The following is a 16,035-nucleotide window of genomic DNA, read 5'->3' as shown; positions in this document are numbered from 1 at the left end:
CTCACCTCAGGCGCCTCTCACTTCAGGCGCCTCTCACTTCAGGCGCCTCTCGCCTCAGACGCGGAAGGGGCCCGTCACCTCGTACGTGATGCCGCCGGACGAGCTGCCGCTGGTGCCGCGCTGGCTGGAGAAGTAGAAGCGGTTCCCGGCGGGGGAGAAGGCCGGGCCGCAGATCTCGGACGAGGACTGGCCGGTGATCCGCAGGAAGGGGGCGACCACGTCGTCCGGGGTGATCACGCAGATCTCCATGTTGCCGCCGTCCTCGGCGATGTAGAGGTCGCCGTACGAGGACCCCGTGACGTTGTCCACGCCCGTCAGCGGCGCCGCGCCGCCGGGCACGAGGGAGTCGTCGTAGGCCAGCTCGTAGGTGTTGGCGGCCACGTCGAGCTTCCAGACCCGGTTGTCGCCCTTGGTCGTGAACCACACCGTGTCGTTGGCGTAGTGGCAGCCCTCGCCGCCGTTGAACTTCTTCGCGCCCGAGACCTGGCTGCGGGTGGCGGTCGGGGAGCCGTCCGGGTCCGGCACGTTGGCCCAGGTGAACGAGCCGGAGGTGGCCGTGCCGGCCTTGAGCACCTGGAGGGTGCCGGAGGAGAGGTTGCCCCAGGTGCTGGGGACGAAGCGGTAGAAGCAGCCGCTGGAGTCGTCCTCGGTGAGGTAGACGACCTGGCGCACCGGGTCGGCGGCGGCCGCCTCGTGGTTGAAGCGGCCCATCGCGGACCGGCGGACGGCCGCGTTCACGCCCCACGGGTCGGTCTCGTACACGTAGCCGAGGCTGACCTCCTCGCAGGACAGCCAGGTGTTCCACGGGGTCGCGCCGCCCGCGCAGTTCCGGTTGGTGTTCGACAGGATCCGGTAGGCGGAGGTGATCGAGCCCGACGAGTTGAACTTCACCGCGCTCGCTCCGCCGGTGGACGATATCTCCGAGTTCGAGACGTAGATCCAGCCCGTGCCGTCCGCGAAGCAGGCGCCGCCGTCCGGAGCGCTGTGCCACTTGTAGGTGGTGGAGCCGACGTTCTGGCCGGACCGGGCGATCACCCGGCTGCTGAAGCCGGCGGGGAGCTGGATGCCGTTCGCGTCTGCCGCGCCGAGTGCCCCGTAGGGCCCGGCGCCGGGCTGGGCGGGCGCCGCGTAGGCGGCTCCGCGCATCAACGTGCCGCCGAAGGCTGCGGCCGAGGAGCCGATCACGGCACCACGCAGGAAATTACGACGTTCCACGGTCACTCCTGTGGGAGGAAGGCCCCGCGTCCGGTCGGCCGCGGGGTCGCACGCGTCGAGGAATTTAGGAGTACTGAGTTGACGTGACGTCAATTCCTCATGACGCGGGAGCGACCGGCTCGGGGTCAATACCTCTGCACCTGCGCGTCAATCCTCCAGCAGAGCCTTGAGGGCCCCCAGGCGTTCCTTCCAGAAGGCCTTGTACACCTCGACCGCATCGGCGTCCGCCAGTTTCGTGTGCCCGAGTCCCACTTGCGTACGGTCGGCGGCCTTGGGGGTGAGATAGACGGAGATGCGGCTGCTGGCTCCGTCCCAGTCGGCGGTGACCGACTTCCCGGGCCGGTGCGTGCGCAGCGTGAAGTCCACGTGCGGCAGCCAGCGCTCGCGCAGCGCCGCGTCGGTGAAGGCCTCGGTGACCCGCTCGGCGCCGGCGCGCACGGTGCGGCTCGCACTGGCCTGCCAGTCGCCGCCGCTGGACTGCCCGACCTCGCGCATCCCGCGCTCCTGCTCGTAGCCGACGGTGACCGACTGGGCGTACCAGCCGCTCACCCCGTACGCGTCCACCAGGCGGCGGGCGATCTCGGTGTGCGTGCGCTCGGTGGCGCCCCACGCGTCCAGCTCGGCGAACCACGCGGACCAGTCCCGGCCGGTCTCGGCGGCCAGGGTTTCGTCCGACAGCTTTTCGGTGATCTTTTTGACGGCCATGGTCCGACGTTACGTCGGGGCGGACGCCTAGGCCCTGTCGTCAAAGTCCCGCCTGGCCCGACCGGCCGTGTGACGTACTGCGGGACCTGTTCCCCCGGGGACTTGCTCGCGTGGGGAAAGATGGTGGAGCAATGAAGCACCTCGCCACCGCCGACATCTCGGGCCGCGCCGACCTCGACGTCGTGCTGCGCCGCTTCTACACGGCCGCCTTCGCCGACCGGCGGATCGGGCCGTTCTTCACCGAGATCGCCGGTACGGACCTGAACACCCACCTGCCCCGGATCACCGACTTCTGGGAGCGGTCCCTCTTCCACAGCGCCGAATACCGGCGCGACGCCTTCGCCCCGCACGCCGCCCTGAACTCGGCGCGGACGATGACCGCCGCGGACTTCGGGCGCTGGGTCCAGCTGTGGCGCGCCACGATCGACGGCCTGTACCGCGGCCCGAACGCGGAGCGGGCCAAGGCACAGGGCGAGCGGATCGCGCTGACCCTGCACAAGCGGCTGGCCGGAGCGGACGACGCGCTGCTGAGCGGCGAGGCCCCGGTGGGCTTCGTCCCGCTGGCGGCGCTGGAGCTGCGCCGTTCGGTGGTCTGACGCCAGCCGCCGGAAGCCCTTGCCCCGCCGCTGACCTGCCCTTACGTCATGGCCAGCGGAAATCTCGAAAAACTTTCGCGGGCAGCGATGAGTTTCCCCGGGCCCTGCGGTCTATCTCTCGAAAGCGCCGAACCGCGCACGAGAGAACACGAGAGACACGAGAGACGAGGGACCGAGATGCCCGCCACCACCCCCACCATGATCTTCGTCAACCTGCCGGTCAAGGACCTGGACGCCAGCAAGGCCTTCTGGTCCCGGCTCGGCTACTCCTTCAACGCCCAGTTCACCGACGAGAACTGCGCCTCCATGGTCATCAGCGACACCATCGTCGCCATGCTGCTCACGGAGGCCCGCTACAAGGACTTCACCCACAAGGAGATCGCGGACGCGACGAAGACCTCCGAGGTGCTCCTGTGCCTGAGCGCCGCGAGCCGCGACAAGGTCGACGAGCTGGTCGACCGGGCGCTGGCGGCCGGGGCCACCGAGCCGCGCCCGGCCCAGGACCACGGCGTCATGTACGGCCGGGCCTTCGACGACCTCGACGGCCACACCTGGGAGATCATGTGGATGGACCCGGCCGTCGTCCAGAGCTGACCCCGGAGCCGGCCTCCCCCTCGCTCACGAGGTCGCGGCGGTCCGCACCGGATAGGTACGGACCGCCACCTCCTCGTCGTCCAGGCAGCGCCCCGACTCCAGGTCGAAGCGCTGCTTCAGCAGCGGCGAGGCCACGAAGGGCTTCCCCGCCGCGCAGCCGAGCAGCCCCCGCGAGAGCACCTGCGCGCCGGTGAAGGGGTCCTGGTTGCCGATGGCGTACGTACGCCCCGCGCGGTCGACGAACACCGCGGCCTGGCTCCCGTCGGGCAGCAGGGCGGCGACCCCGCGCCCCGGGGTGAGCGCGGACAGTTCGCACACCGTGAGCCAGCCCTCGGCCACCTGCAGTTCCACGGTCATCGGGTGCCTCCCAGCGGCTGAAGGGTGAGAACGGTCAGGTCGGGCTTGACCTGGTCACGCTCGGGGACGAACTTCACGGTCGGGTCGGGTGCCCCCGGCGCGTTGACGAAGGAGACGAAGCGGCGCATCCGCTCCGGGTCCTCCAGCGTCTGCGCCCACTCGTCGCGGTAGTGGGCCACATGTCCGGCCATCAGGGACTCCAGCTCCGCGCACAGCCCGAGCGAGTCGTGCACGACCACGTCCCTCAGGTGCGCCAGGCCCCCCTCCATCCGCTCCAGCCAGGTGGAGGTCCGCTCCAGCCGGTCGGCGGTACGGATGTAGAACATCAGGAACCGGTCGATGAGCCGGATCAGCTCCGCGTCGGAGAGGTCCTGGGCCAGCAGATCGGCGTGGCGCGGCGTGGCCCCGCCGTTCCCGCCGACGTAGAGGTTCCAGCCGCTCGCCGTCGCGATGACCCCGAAGTCCTTGCTCTGCGCCTCCGCGCACTCCCGGGCGCAGCCGGAGACCGCCGACTTGAGCTTGTGCGGGGCGCGCAGGCCCCGGTAGCGCAGCTCCAGGTCGATGGCCATCCGCACGCTGTCCTGGACCCCGTACCGGCACCAGGTCTGGCCCACACAGGACTTCACCGTGCGCAGGGCCTTTCCGTACGCGTGCCCGGACTCGAATCCGGCGTCGACGAGGCGCGCCCAGATCCGCGGGAGCTGGTCCACGCTCGCGCCGAAGAGGTCGATCCGCTGCCCGCCGGTGATCTTCGTGTAGAGACCGAAGTCGCGGGCCACCTCGCCGATCACGATCAGCTTGTCCGGGGTGATCTCGCCGCCGGGGATCCGGGGGACGACCGAGTACGAGCCGTTGCGCTGGATGTTCGCGAGGAAGTGGTCGTTGGTGTCCTGGAGGGCGGCCTGCTCCCCGTCCAGGACGTATCCGCTCGCGCCGAGGACCGGGGCGAGCGAGGCGATGATCGAACCGACGGTGGGCTTGCAGACCTCGCAGCCGTCGCCGCCCCGCGCTTCCGGGCGGCCGTGGTCGTCGAGGAGCCGCTGGTAGGAGGTCAGCTGCCGGGTGCGGACGATCTCGTAGAGCTCGGCACGGGTGTACGGGAAGCACCCGCACAGCCCCTTGTCCGCGGCGGCCGGCAGCAGCTGGCCGATCACCTTGAGGCAGCTGCCGCAGCCCGTGCCCGCCTTGGTGCACTTCTTGACCTCGGGGAGGTCGGCGCAGGCGGCGATGGCCTTCTTGGTGACGTTGTGGCAGGAGCAGATCACCGCGTGGTCGGGCAGCGAGGACGGGCCGAGCGCGACGGGCGCGCCGAGGCCGGCGGGCAGCACCAGCTGCTCGGGGGCGACGGGCGGGACGCTGCCGGTGAGCGGGCGCAGCAGGCCGTACGAGTCGGCGTCGCCCACCAGGACCCCGCCCAGGAGGACCCCGTCGGGGGAGACGACCAGCTTCTTGTAGACGCCGGAGCGGGAGTCGGACCAGACCACGTCGAGGCTGCCGGGGGTGGCTCCGTGGGCGTCGCCGAAGGAGGCCACGTCCACACCGAGCAGCTTGAGCTTGGTGGAGAGATCGGCTCCGGTGAACTCCTTCTCGCGGCCCAGGAGATCCTCGGCGGCGGTCTCCGCCATCTCGTAGCCGGGGGCGACCAGGCCGTAGACGCGGCCGTCGGCGGCGAGGGCGCACTCGCCGATGGCGTAGACGTGCGGGTCCGAGGTGCGGCAGCGGGCGTCCACCCGGATCCCGCCGCGCTCGCCGACCTCCAGTCCCGAGGCGTGGGCCAGCTGGTCGCGGGGGCGGACACCGGCGGAGAAGACCACGAGGTCCGCGTCGACGGTGGAGCCGTCGGAGAGCCGCATTCCGCTCACCGAGCCGTCCTCGCCGGTCAGCACCTCCTGCGTGCCGACGCCGGTGTGGACGGTGATGCCCATGGACTCGATGGTGCGCAGCAGGGCCGCGCCGCCGCCGTCGTCGACCTGGACGGGCATCAGGCGCGGGGCGAACTCGACGACGCGGGTGCCCAGGCCGAGCCCCTGGAGGGCGCCCGCGGCTTCGAGCCCGAGCAGGCCGCCGCCGACGACCGCGCCCCGGGTGCGGCCCTTGGCGTACTCCTCGATCGCGAGGAGGTCCTCGATGGTGCGGTAGACGAAGCAGCCGGGTGCGTCCTTGCCGTGGACGGGCGGGACGAAGGGATAACTGCCGGTCGCGAGGACCAGGACGTCGTACGGGAAGACCTGCCCGGAGCGGGAGGTGACCGTGCGGGCGGCCCGGTCGATGTGCTCGGCGGGGTCGTCCAGGTGGAGGGCGATGCCGTGCTCCTCCATGAATCCCGGGGGCGTCATCGACAGGTCCTCGGGGGTGCTGCCGGAGAAGTACGAGGTGAGGTGGACGCGGTCGTAGGCGGGCCGGGGCTCCTCGCAGAGCACGGTGATCCGGTGCGTGGCGGTGGCGCCGCGCTCGGCGAGCGCCTGGAGGTAGCGCTGGCCGACCATGCCGTGCCCGATGAGCACGATGGCGGGAGTGGGCGTGGGTGCGGCCATGATCAGGAGCCTCCGTCGTCGGTGAGCAGGTGGAACAGGTCGTCGGCGGCGTGCAGGGGCACGCCGTCCTCCCAGCTGCGGGCGAGGGCGCCCACGGTGGAGAGTTCGCCGAGCAGGACCCCGCCGACGAGTCGGTCACCGCGGACGACGACCTTCCGGTAGGTCCGGCGGGTGGCGTCGGCGAGGCGGAGCACGTCGTCGCCGGGGAGCGGGGTGGTCTCGCCGAAGGCGGCGAGGTCGAGGGGGCGGCCGGCTCCGCCGCTGCCGGCTCCGCCGAGGGTGAGGCGGGTGAGGGCGCGGGTTCCGGTGTACTCCGTGGGGGGCGGGGCGTCGGGGCCGGCGGCGTGGCCCTGACCCCGGCCGCTGCCGTCGGCCGCCCCGCTGAGGACGGCGGCGAGTGCGTCGGCCTGTTCCAGTGCGGCGCCGGCGAGGCCGTACACCTGGCCGGCGTGCTCGGCGCAGTCGCCGATGGCGTGGATGCGGGGGTCGCTCGTCCGGAGCCGGCCGTCGACCACGATGCCCTTGCGCACGTCGAGCCCGGCGGCCAGCGCGAGCCCCGTGCGGGGGCGGACGCCGCAGGCCAGGACGACGAGGTCGGCGTCCAGGCGGTAGCCGTCGGCCAGCTCCACCCCGGTGACCCTGCGGGAACTCGCCCCCGCGCTCGCCGCACCCGATCCGCGGCTCCGGCGCGTGCCGGACTCCGCCCGCGCCTCGATCACCGGCGGGGCCGAAGCGTCCCGCCCGGCGGGCCGGACCGCGCGGAGCCCCGGCGGCGCCGCGGACGGCGAACCGGGCCGGGCCCCGGCGGGAGCGGGCTCCGGGGCGCCGGCCCGGGCGGGGCCCGGCCCCGGGGGCGTGGTCGTCAGGCCGCGGACTCGGCATTCCGTGTGGATCTCCACCCCGAGGGCGGTCAGGTGCGCGTGGAGCACGGCCGAGGCGTCCGCGTCGAGTTGGCGCTCCATCAGGCGCTCCGCCTGCTGGGCCAGGACGACCTGGGCGCCGCGCTCGGCGAGGGCCCGGGCCGCCGAGACGCCGAGGAGGCCGCCGCCGATCACCACCGCGCGCACGCCCGGACGTACGGCCGCCGAGAGGGCCAGGCAGTCGTCCATCGTGCGGAAGGCGTGGACCCCGTCCGGGAGGTCCCGCCCCTCCGGCTCGAACAGCCCGCGAAGCGGTGGCAGGACCGGATTGGAGCCGGTGGCCAGCACCAGGGTGTCGTACGCCTCCAGGGTGCCGTCGTCGCAGTGCACGGTCCGCTCGGCCCGGTCGACCCGTACCGCCCGCACCCCGCGGCGCAGCGCCGGGCCGGGCGTCGGGAGGGCGGTCACCTCCGGGGGGTACCGGCCCGCCAGGACCTCGGCGAGCAGGACCCGGTTGTAGGGGGCGTGCGTCTCCTCGCCCAGGACGGTCACCGCCGCGGCCGGGCCCAACCGCTGCGCGAGCCGCAGGCCCGCAAGGCCGCCGCCGATCACCACCACACGCTGCTCCGAGGTCATGCCATGAGCGTGCGCCGCCGCTGTTTCCCCGCCGCATCGCCCCTGTTACCCGGACGGAACGCCGACCTCAGCGTCGGGGTTAAGCGCCCGTGAGGCGTTCCTCAAGGCCGCCTTAAGGACCGTCCGCGCCGCCGGTACGGCCCTTAGCGTGGCCCGTATGCGAGACGTGGCGGTGCGGGTCAGGGGCGGGATCCTGGGCGGAGCGGGGGTGGTGGCCCTGTTGTGGGCGGCGCAGGTGCGCCCGTCGGCCCGGCCCGACGCGCTGTTCGCCACCGCGGCGCATCTGACCGGCCTCCTCGCCGGGTACGGGGTACTGGTGCTGCTGTTCCTGATGGCCCGGGTGCCCGCCGTCGAGCACGGCGTGGGCGCCGACCGCCTCGCCCGCTGGCACGCGCTCGGCGGCCGGTACGTGCTGCTGCTCTGCTTCGGGCACGGGCTCTTCGCGCTGCTCGGGTACGCCGTGCACGAGGAGGTCGACCTCGTATCCGCCGTCCGCGAGCTGCTCCACTACCCGGCCCTGGCCGCCGCTGCGGTCGGGACCGTTCTGCTTGCCGCGGTCGGTGTGACCTCGGCCCGGGCCGTACGCCGCCGTGTCTCGCACGAAACCTGGCGCGGAGTGCACCTGCTCGTATACCTTGCCGCCGCCCTCGGCTTCGGCCACCAGCTGGCCGGGCCCGACATCGCCCCGGTCGCGTGGTTCTGGGCCCTCGCCCACACCGTGGTGGCCGTCCAGCTGGTCTGGTACCGCGCCGTGGTCCCCGTACGCCAGGCCCTGCGGCACGCGCTGCGGGTCGCGGAGGTCCGGGCGGAGGGGCCCGGGGTGGTCTCCGTCGTCATGCACGGGGAGCACCTCGCGGAACTGCGCGCGGAGCCGGGCCAGTTCCTGCGCTGGCGGTTCCTCCAGCGGCGGCTGTGGCGCACCGCCCTGCCGTTCTCGCTGTCCGCACCGGTCCGCGGGGACACCCTGCGGATCACCGTCAAGGGGCTCGGCGGGCACTCCCGCCGGATCCGGCGGCTGCGTCCCGGCACGCGCGTCATCGCCACCGGGCCGTTCGGGGCGCTCACCGCCGCCCGGCGGACCAGGCCCAAGGTGCTGCTGATCGCCGGCGGGGTCGGGATCACCCCGATGCGGGCCCTGTTCGAGACGCTGCCCGGGGGCCCCGGGGATCTCACGCTGCTCTACCGCGCCGGAGCCGAGGAGCACCTGGTCCTGCGCGCGGAGCTGGAGGCCATCGCCGCCGAGCGGCAGGCCGCACTGCACTACCTGCTCGGGCCGTCCGGCGCCGCCTACGACCCGCTCGCCCCGCAGGCGCTGACCGCGCTGGTGCCGGACCTGGCCGAGCACGACGTGTACCTGTGCGGGCCGCCGGGGATGGCGGATGCGACGCAGGCCGCGCTGCTGCGGGCCGGGGTGCCGGCCGGACGCATCCATTCCGAGTGCTTCAGCTTCTGAGCGCCGAGGGCCGAGCGCCGAGGGCCGAGCGCCGAGCGGCAAGCGCCGAGCACTGAGCCCCTTCCGCGTGCCGAGTACCGAGTTCCGAACCCGAGGAGTCACCGCGCCGTGCGTCACCCGCTGCACATCGCCCTGCCCGTACCCGTACCCGTACCTGTACCCGTGCGCGCCGGGGCGGCCGCGGCTCCCGGGGCGGCCCGGCACCGCAGGCCGCGGAGGTCCTCCGCACTGGCTTCCGTGACGTCCGCGAACCGGGTGGCGGCCGGGCTGGGGCTGGCGAGTGTGCTGGCCGCGACGATGCTCACGGCGGCCGTGGACCCGGCGGCTCCGGTGGCTCCGGACCGGGCACCGGCCTGGGAAAGCTCAACCTTCGCGCAAGTTTCCGGGGATTGATGCCTCCTGCATCCAACCGCTCCGTAGGGTCATGATCGTGCCTGAGATATCGACGACCGTGATCATCATGCTGTGCGTGGCCGCGGCGGCCGCGGGCTGGGTCGACGCGGTGGTGGGCGGCGGCGGCCTGCTCCTCCTGCCCGCCCTGCTGCTCGGCCTGCCGAACGCCCACCCCGCCACCGTCCTCGGCACCAACAAGGCCGTGGCCATCGTCGGCACCGCGGGCGCGGCCGTGACGTACGTGCGCAAGGCGCCGGTGGACGTGAAGCTCTCCGTCCGCATCGGCCTCGCCGCGCTCGCCGGATCGATGGGCGGCGCCGCGCTCGCCGGTGGCATCAGCAAGGACGCGCTGCGCCCGCTGATCATGGTGGTGCTCGTGATCGTCGCCGCTTTCGTGCTCTTCCGGCCCGCCTTCGGCACCGCCCCCGCCACCTCGCCCGTCAGCAGGCGGCGGGTGCTGCTCGCCATCGGGCTCGCCGGGCTCGGCATCGGGTTCTACGACGGCCTCATCGGGCCCGGCACCGGCACCTTCCTGGTCCTCGCGCTCACCGCACTGCTCCACCTCGACCTGGTCACCGCCTCCGCGACCGCCAAGATCGTCAATGTCTGCACGAACGCCGGGGCGCTCGCGATGTTCGCGTACCAGGGCATGGTGCTGTGGCAGCTGGCCGCGCTGATGGCGGTGTTCAATCTGGCCGGCGGCATGATCGGCGCCCGCATGGCGCTCAAGAAGGGCAGCGGTTTCGTCCGCGGCGTGCTGCTGACCGTGGTGGGCGCGCTCGTGGTGAAGCTGGGCTTCGAGCAGTGGGGTTAGACGCACGGCCTGGTGAGGCCGTGTCCGACGGAGGTCAGTACGTCCCGGTGAGGTGGGCGAAGACGACCACGTTGCCGCGATAGCCCGTGCGCGGTGAGAAGCCGCCGCCGCAGGTGATGACCCGGAGCTCGGCGCGCGGCGAGGGGCCGTACACGCGGGAGTCGGGGAAGGACTCGGCGTCGTAGACCTCGACCGCGTGGACCGTGAACACGGCCGTACGGCCGTCCGCCCGCGGGATCTCGATGGCGGCCCCGCGGCGCAGCGCGCCCAGGTGGTAGAAGACCGCCGGGCCGGTGGCGTGGTCCACGTGCCCGGCGATGACGGCGGTACCGGTGGCGCCCGGGGTGGTGCCCTCGCGGTACCAGCCGGCCAGGTCACCCCGGGCGGGCGGGGGCACTTCGAGGCTGCGGTCGCGCTCCAGGCCGAGCCCGATCAGCGGGGCGTCGACCCGGATGGAGGGGATCCGGATCCGGCTGGGCGGGGAGCCGGGGAGGGGTGCGATACCGGGGCCGGGCGCGCTGGCGGCGGTCAGGGCTTCGGCGGGGGAGGGCAGCGGCGGCCCGACCGGCTCACGGGAACCGCTGGTCATGAGCCAGATGCCGACGCAGGCGGCGAGCGCGACCAGACCGGCATGACGGGCGGTGAGGTTGCGGGCGGTCTCGCGGGCGGTGGTGCGGCCGGTGGTGCGGACGGGGCTGCTGGTGGTGGCGACGGGGCTGCGGGTGGTGGTGCGGCTGCCGGCGCTCGTCGAGCGCGGGCCGGCTCCGGAGTGGCCCCGGACGCCTCGGAAATCGCCACCCATGCGTGCCCCTCCGCTTCCGTTTCGGGGTGACTGGCCGTCGCCCGCCCCGCGAACGGGGGGGGGACCTCGCGGGGCGGGCGACGGGGGACGGTACCGGTCGGACCGCGGCCGAAGCCGCGGTGGGCGTCCGTCAGCTCCGCGTGCCGCTCGCCCGGCGACGCAGGAGCCAGGTACCGCCGACGGCGGTGGCGGCCAGTACGGCCGTTCCCGCCGCGATCTTGGCGGGGTCGGTGGCGGTGGTCGTCCCACCACCCACCCCGGTCTTGACGTGCCCCTGCGGGCCGCGTTCGGTGACGACCAGGTCGCCGGTGGCGAACTTGCCGTTCGCGCAGGTCGCGCCGATGGCGTAGGTGCCGGACCGGGTGCCGTGGGCGACCCGGAACTGCCCCACGACGACCTCCTTGTGGGTGCCGGGGACCAGCTTGAAGCGGCCGCCGCCGACCGTGCTGGCGTCGCCTTCGGCGTGGCTGCCACGGCCGCAGGCGGTGGTGTTCACGGTGACGGTGGCGCCCGGTGCGGCGGACTTGGGCCACACCTCCAGCGGGGCGAAGTCGCCGGGTGCGAAGCTCACCATGCCGAGGTCCGCGGCGGCCACCGCACCGGCGACCGGGCCGGTGAACGCGACGGCGGTCAGCGCGGTGGCGGTGAGCGCGTGGGCGGTGCGTCGGCGCATGGGGGACTCTCCTGAGGACACGGGGTCGTGTTTCCGAGGTAACCCGGCCCGCCGCGCCCGCGCCTGCTGATGCCTCGTCAGGTTGCCCCTTGCCCGCTCCACCCCCGTTTCGTTCCCGCAGGTCAGCGCCCTGGCTGCCGCCATCAGGGCCGTCCGCGGCCGCCGCGCCGTCCGGGTGATGTCGGTGCGCGGCCCCCGCCGGAGCCAGGCGGCTCCGGCCGGTCAGGCCGCCGGTGAGGAGGCGGACGCGTCGTGGAGGGGAAACCGTGAGCGTGGTGGAGAGAGGACCGGTTCGGTCAGCGGCCTCGCGGGCGCCGGAAAGCCGGGTGACGGCGGTGCGTACCGTGGTGGGGCGCAGAGGACGCGGGCCGTTCGGCCCGGCCTTGCGGACCGTCTCGCCGTACCTGAGGGAGGGCCTCGTGACATCGGACGTCCGGCCACCGGATCCGACCGCTCCGCTCCCGTTCTTCGTCTACGGGACCCTGCGCCCGGGCGAGGTCAACCACGACCTGTTCCTGCGCGGACGCACGGCCTCGCAGGAGCCCGCCTTCCTCCCCGACGCGGTGCTCTACAACGGCCCCGGATACCCGTACGCCGTCCACCGCCCCGGCTCCGCCGTCGTCGGCGAGCTGATCACCGCGGCGCCGGGCGCCTACGGGGAACTGCTGGCCGCGCTGGACCTGCTGGAGGAATACGAGGGCCCGGGCCGCCCGGGGAACGTCTACGACCGGATCGCCCGCGACGCGCTGCGCCCCGACGGCACGCCCGTGCGGGCCTGGGTCTATCTGGCGTCCGGTCTCATGACCCGCGAACTGCGGCGGTCCGGCGCCGAGATACCGGGCGGCGACTGGTTCAAGCGGTAGCGCCGGGTACGGAGGCCGGGTGCGGAGGCCGGTACGGGCGCGCCGGCCCGCTCGGCCGGTCCGGCGCCGGGGCGCGGCTCACAGGCCTTCGGCTCCGCGGTTGCGCAGGCGCTGGCCGTACTGCTGGAGGACCCACAGCTCCTCCTGGACCGCGGCCAGCTGTTCCGGCGGGGCCTGCGGGCCCAGCCGGGAGAGCGTGCCCTGGATCTCGTGGACCCGGCGGTCCACGGCGCGCAGGCGCACCTGGACCAGCTGGACTCCGGCGTAGATCTCGTCCACCGTCTTCGCGTGGATGGCCTCGACCGCCAGCTCCGTGACGAGGGCGCGGACGGTGTCGTTCGGGGCGGCCTCGCGGACGCGGGCCAGGTAGTCCTCGGTGCCGGACGAGACGCCGCCCGCGTCCTGGATGGCCTGGCGCACCGCCGCGTAGGGCGGGGCGGTGAACTCGTCCATCCCGTACGCGTCGAAGGCCGGGGAGACCAGGGCCGGGCGTTGCAGGGCCAGCTTGAGCAGCTCCCGCTCGGTGCGGTGGGCCGGACTGCGCAGATTCAGGGCCGGGCCGCCGGCGGGCTGGGCGGAGGGTGCGGGGGCGGCGTCGTAGGACGGTCGGCCGCGCTGCTGACCGCCGCGCTGCTGACCGCCGTGCTGTCCGCCGCCCGACTGGCCGCCCCGGTCCCGCGCCCACCGCGCCAGCTGCGCGACCCGCTTGACCACGAACTGCTCGTCCCGGATGCCCAGCATTCCCGCCAGCTGGACCGCCGACTCGTGCTGGATCGCGATGTTCTTGATGTGGGCGACGACCGGCGCCGCCTCGTCCAGGGCCGCCGCCCGACCCGCCGGGTTCTCCAGGTTGTGCCGGGCGACGATGTGCCGCAGTGCGAACTCGAACAGCGGGGTGCGGGAGTCCACCAGCCCGGCCACCGCCGCGTCCCCCTGTGCGAGCCGCAGGTCGCAGGGGTCCATACCGCCCGGGGTGATCGCGATCGAGGTCTCGGCGGCGAACTTCTGGTCGTCCTCGAAGGCCCGCAGCGCCGCCTTCTGGCCCGCCGCGTCACCATCGAAGGTGAAGATCACCTCTGCCGTCGCGTTGTCCATCAGCAGGCGGCGCAGGATCTTGATGTGGTCCCCGCCGAAAGCGGTGCCACAGGTCGCGATCGCGGTGGTGACTCCGGCCATGTGACAGGCCATCACGTCCGTGTACCCCTCGACGACCACGGCCCGAGAGGTCTTCGCGATCTCCTTCTTCGCCAGGTCGATGCCGTACAGCACCTGGGACTTCTTGTAGATCGCGGTCTCGGGTGTGTTCAGGTACTTCGGGCCGTTGTCGTCGTCGCGCAGCTTGCGCGCGCCGAAGCCCACCACCTCGCCGGTGATGTCGCGGATCGGCCACATCAGCCGGCCGCGGAAGCGGTCGATGGGCTTGCCGCTGCGGCTGTCCTGGGCGAGCCCGGACAGGATCAGCTCCTTGTCGCTGAAGCCCTTGCCGCGCAGGAAGCGGGTCAGGTGGTCCCAGCCGGCCGGGCTGTAGCCGACGCTGAAGTGCGCGGCCGCGGCCTGGTCGAATCCGCGCTCCGCCAGGAACTTGCGGCCGATCTCCGCTTCGGGGCTGTCCAGCTGGTCGACGTAGAACAGGGCGGCGGCCTTGTGCGCCTCGACCAGCCGGATGCGCTCACCGCGGCCGCTGGTGCCGGCGGTGTAGCCGCCCTCCTCGTACCGAAGGGTGATGCCCGCCTGGCCGGCGAGGCGCTCGACCGCCTCCGAGAAGGAGAGGTGGTCGATCTTCATGATGAAGTCGAGGGTGTCCCCGCCCGCCTGGCAGCCGAAGCAGTGGTACAGCCCCTTGCTGGGGCTGACCTGGAAGGACGGGGACTTCTCGTCGTGGAAGGGGCACAGGCCCTTGAGGTTGCCGCCGCCCGCATTGCGCAGCTGGAGGTATTCGGAGACGACGGCGTCGATCGGGACCGCGTCCCGTACCGCCTTCACGTCATCGTCGTTGATCCGTCCTGCCACGCGTGAAGTCTACGGCCGGGCGCCGACAATCCCTCCCGGCCCCCTGGGGCCCGTCCCACCGGGCGGGCGCCCCCTGCGGCAGCCGTCCCCGCGAGGCAGGACGGGGGCACCGCGGGCGGCACCGCGCTCTGATTCCCGCCCGTCCGGCCCGTCCGGCCCGTCCGGCAGGACGAGGCCGACGCGCCTAGGACGCCGCGAGAGAGGCCAGCGGAATCGACGGGTCCGCCAGCGCGTCGCGGTCCACCGGGGCTTGCGACCGGATCAGCGCCTGGATGTGTTCGGTGACATCCCACACATTCACGTTCATCCCGGCCAGTACCCGCCCCTCGGAGAGCCAGAAGGCGATGAACTCCCGCTTGCCCACATCCCCGCGGATCAGCACCTGGTCGTAGCCCCCGGGCGGCGCGTACCCGGAGTACTCCAGACCCACGTCGTACTGGTCGGAGAAGAAGTACGGCACCCGGTCGTAGGAGACCTCCTGCCCCAGCATGGCCCGCGCCGCCGCCGGACCGCCGTTCAGCGCGTTGGCCCAGTGCTCGACCCGCAGCCGGGTCCCCAGCGCCGGGTGGTGGGCGGCGGCCACGTCCCCGACCGCGTAGACGTCCGGGTCGGACGTGCGCAGGGACGCGTCCACGGCGATCCCGCCGCCGTGCTCCCGGTCGACCAGGGTGAGCCCGGAGGTCTCGGCGAGCGCGGTCCGCGGCGCGGCCCCGATCGCCGCGAGCACCGCGTGCGCCGGGTGCTCCTCCCCGTCGTCCGTACGGGCGGCCAGCACCATGCCGTCGTGGCCCACGATCTCGGTGAGGCGGGCCCCGAAGTGGAAGCGCACCCCGCGGTCGGCGTGCAGGTCCGCGAAGAGCCGGCCGATCTCGGGCCCGAGCACCGCGTGCAGCGGGGTCGCCTCCTGTTCGACGACGGTGACCTCGGCGCCGTACCCGCGGGCAGCGGCCGCCACCTCCAGCCCGATCCACCCGGCGCCCGCGATCAGCAGGTGCCCGTTGTCCCGGCCGAGGCCGGCGAGTACGTTGCGCAGCCGCTCGGCGTGGGCGAGGCGCCGCAGGTGGTGTACCCCGACCAGGCCCGTGCCGGGGATGTCCAGGCGGCGCGGTTCGGCGCCGGTGGCCAGCAGCAGCTTGTCGTAGTGCAGCGCGGTGCCGTCGCCCAGGACGACCTTCTTGGCGTCCCGGTCCAACTGGACCGCGGGCTGGCCGAGGTGGAGCTCGATGTCGGAGGCCGCGTACCAGGACGGCTCGTGGACGAAGACGCTGTCGCGGTCGTCCTTGCCCGTCAGGTACCCCTTCGACAGCGGGGGCCGTTCGTAGGGATGGTCGCGCTCGTCGCCGATCAGGATCACCCGCCCCGTGAATCCCTCGGACCGCAGCGTTTCGGCCGCTTTTGCCCCGGCCAGTCCCGCGCCGACGATGACGAACGTCCGGTGTGCGTCGACCACCTGATGCCTCCTCATAACCTCTCCGCCACATGCGACCACATGCGAGCGTCCCGCACTGAGCCTGCCGCGTGAAGGGGGAG

The 16,035-nt window shown here is 73.3% G+C and carries 15 protein-coding genes; 6 read left to right on the top strand and 9 right to left on the bottom strand.

The annotated features are described in order from the left end of the window. Positions 1–54 precede the first annotated feature (54 nt). Positions 55–1,215, bottom strand: a complete 1,161-nt coding sequence (locus ABZX75_RS01565; protein ID WP_355406624.1) for an alkaline phosphatase PhoX — start codon at positions 1,213–1,215, stop codon at positions 55–57. Between the two features lie 147 nt (positions 1,216–1,362). Beyond that, positions 1,363–1,920 (bottom strand): hypothetical protein, encoded by a 558-nt coding sequence (locus ABZX75_RS01560; protein ID WP_355406622.1) that lies wholly within the window; start codon positions 1,918–1,920, stop codon positions 1,363–1,365. Positions 1,921–2,051: 131 nt separating this feature from the next. Here ABZX75_RS01560 and ABZX75_RS01555 point away from each other — a divergent pair, with 131 nt between their 5' ends. Continuing rightward, positions 2,052–2,516 (top strand): group III truncated hemoglobin, encoded by a 465-nt coding sequence (locus tag ABZX75_RS01555; protein ID WP_355406620.1) that lies wholly within the window; start codon positions 2,052–2,054, stop codon positions 2,514–2,516. 177 nt (positions 2,517–2,693) lie between these two features. Beyond that, positions 2,694–3,110 carry a VOC family protein gene (locus ABZX75_RS01550; protein ID WP_355406618.1) on the top strand — a complete coding sequence of 139 codons (417 nt, stop codon included), beginning with the start codon at positions 2,694–2,696 and terminating at the stop codon, positions 3,108–3,110. Between the two features lie 24 nt (positions 3,111–3,134). Here ABZX75_RS01550 and nirD read toward each other — a convergent pair whose 3' ends face one another. The 3 genes from nirD to ABZX75_RS01535 are packed head-to-tail and all read right to left on the bottom strand — an operon-like array spanning position 3,135 to position 7,497. After that, positions 3,135–3,467, bottom strand: a complete 333-nt coding sequence (nirD, locus tag ABZX75_RS01545) for a nitrite reductase small subunit NirD (protein WP_355406616.1) — start codon at positions 3,465–3,467, stop codon at positions 3,135–3,137. After that, complete coding sequence (gene nirB / locus ABZX75_RS01540) at positions 3,464–6,001, bottom strand: nitrite reductase large subunit NirB (protein WP_355406614.1); 2,538 nt, start codon at positions 5,999–6,001, stop codon at positions 3,464–3,466. Before nirB ends, nirD begins: the two co-directional genes overlap by 4 nt. A 2-nt stretch (positions 6,002–6,003) precedes the next feature. Next, the gene (locus ABZX75_RS01535; RefSeq protein ID WP_355406612.1) at positions 6,004–7,497 is read right to left on the bottom strand and encodes an FAD-dependent oxidoreductase; all 1,494 of its coding nucleotides are present in this window, start codon (positions 7,495–7,497) and stop codon (positions 6,004–6,006) included. Positions 7,498–7,654: 157 nt separating this feature from the next. On the opposite strand from ABZX75_RS01535, the gene ABZX75_RS01530 reads away from it, so the two are divergent. From ABZX75_RS01530 to ABZX75_RS01520, 3 genes are all read left to right on the top strand, one after another. Next, positions 7,655–8,950: a ferredoxin reductase family protein gene (locus ABZX75_RS01530; protein ID WP_355406610.1), complete on the top strand. Its 1,296-nt coding sequence runs from the start codon at positions 7,655–7,657 to the stop codon at positions 8,948–8,950. Between the two features lie 237 nt (positions 8,951–9,187). Beyond that, entirely contained in the window at positions 9,188–9,343 is a 156-nt protein-coding gene (locus ABZX75_RS01525; protein WP_355406608.1) for a hypothetical protein, read from the top strand. Positions 9,344–9,380: 37 nt separating this feature from the next. Then, positions 9,381–10,157 carry a TSUP family transporter gene (locus ABZX75_RS01520; RefSeq protein ID WP_355406606.1) on the top strand — a complete coding sequence of 259 codons (777 nt, stop codon included), beginning with the start codon at positions 9,381–9,383 and terminating at the stop codon, positions 10,155–10,157. 34 nt (positions 10,158–10,191) lie between these two features. On the opposite strand, the gene ABZX75_RS01515 is transcribed toward ABZX75_RS01520, so the two are convergent. Together ABZX75_RS01515 and ABZX75_RS01510 are read right to left on the bottom strand one after the other, a co-directional pair. Then, positions 10,192–10,746 carry a class F sortase gene (locus ABZX75_RS01515; RefSeq protein WP_355407009.1) on the bottom strand — a complete coding sequence of 185 codons (555 nt, stop codon included), beginning with the start codon at positions 10,744–10,746 and terminating at the stop codon, positions 10,192–10,194. 343 nt (positions 10,747–11,089) lie between these two features. Then, on the bottom strand, positions 11,090–11,632 hold the full coding sequence (locus tag ABZX75_RS01510; RefSeq protein ID WP_355406604.1) for a hypothetical protein: 543 nt from the start codon (positions 11,630–11,632) through the stop codon (positions 11,090–11,092). A 419-nt stretch (positions 11,633–12,051) separates the two neighbouring features. Here ABZX75_RS01510 and ABZX75_RS01505 point away from each other — a divergent pair, with 419 nt between their 5' ends. After that, entirely contained in the window at positions 12,052–12,495 is a 444-nt protein-coding gene (locus ABZX75_RS01505) for a gamma-glutamylcyclotransferase family protein (RefSeq protein WP_355406602.1), read from the top strand. Positions 12,496–12,573: 78 nt separating this feature from the next. Here the strand turns inward: ABZX75_RS01505 and dnaG are convergent, their stop codons facing one another. Together dnaG and ABZX75_RS01495 are read right to left on the bottom strand one after the other, a co-directional pair. After that, positions 12,574–14,505 (bottom strand): DNA primase, encoded by a 1,932-nt coding sequence (gene dnaG / locus ABZX75_RS01500; RefSeq protein WP_355406601.1) that lies wholly within the window; start codon positions 14,503–14,505, stop codon positions 12,574–12,576. 184 nt (positions 14,506–14,689) lie between these two features. After that, entirely contained in the window at positions 14,690–15,955 is a 1,266-nt protein-coding gene (locus tag ABZX75_RS01495; RefSeq protein WP_355406599.1) for an FAD-dependent oxidoreductase, read from the bottom strand. Between the last annotated feature and the right edge of the window lie 80 nt (positions 15,956–16,035).

Source organism: Streptomyces sp. NPDC003038, assembly GCF_040611115.1.
Lineage (GTDB): Bacteria > Actinomycetota > Actinomycetes > Streptomycetales > Streptomycetaceae > Streptomyces.
The sequence above is the reverse complement of the archived record's forward strand: the minus strand, read 5'-3'. Positions and strand labels throughout refer to the sequence as shown.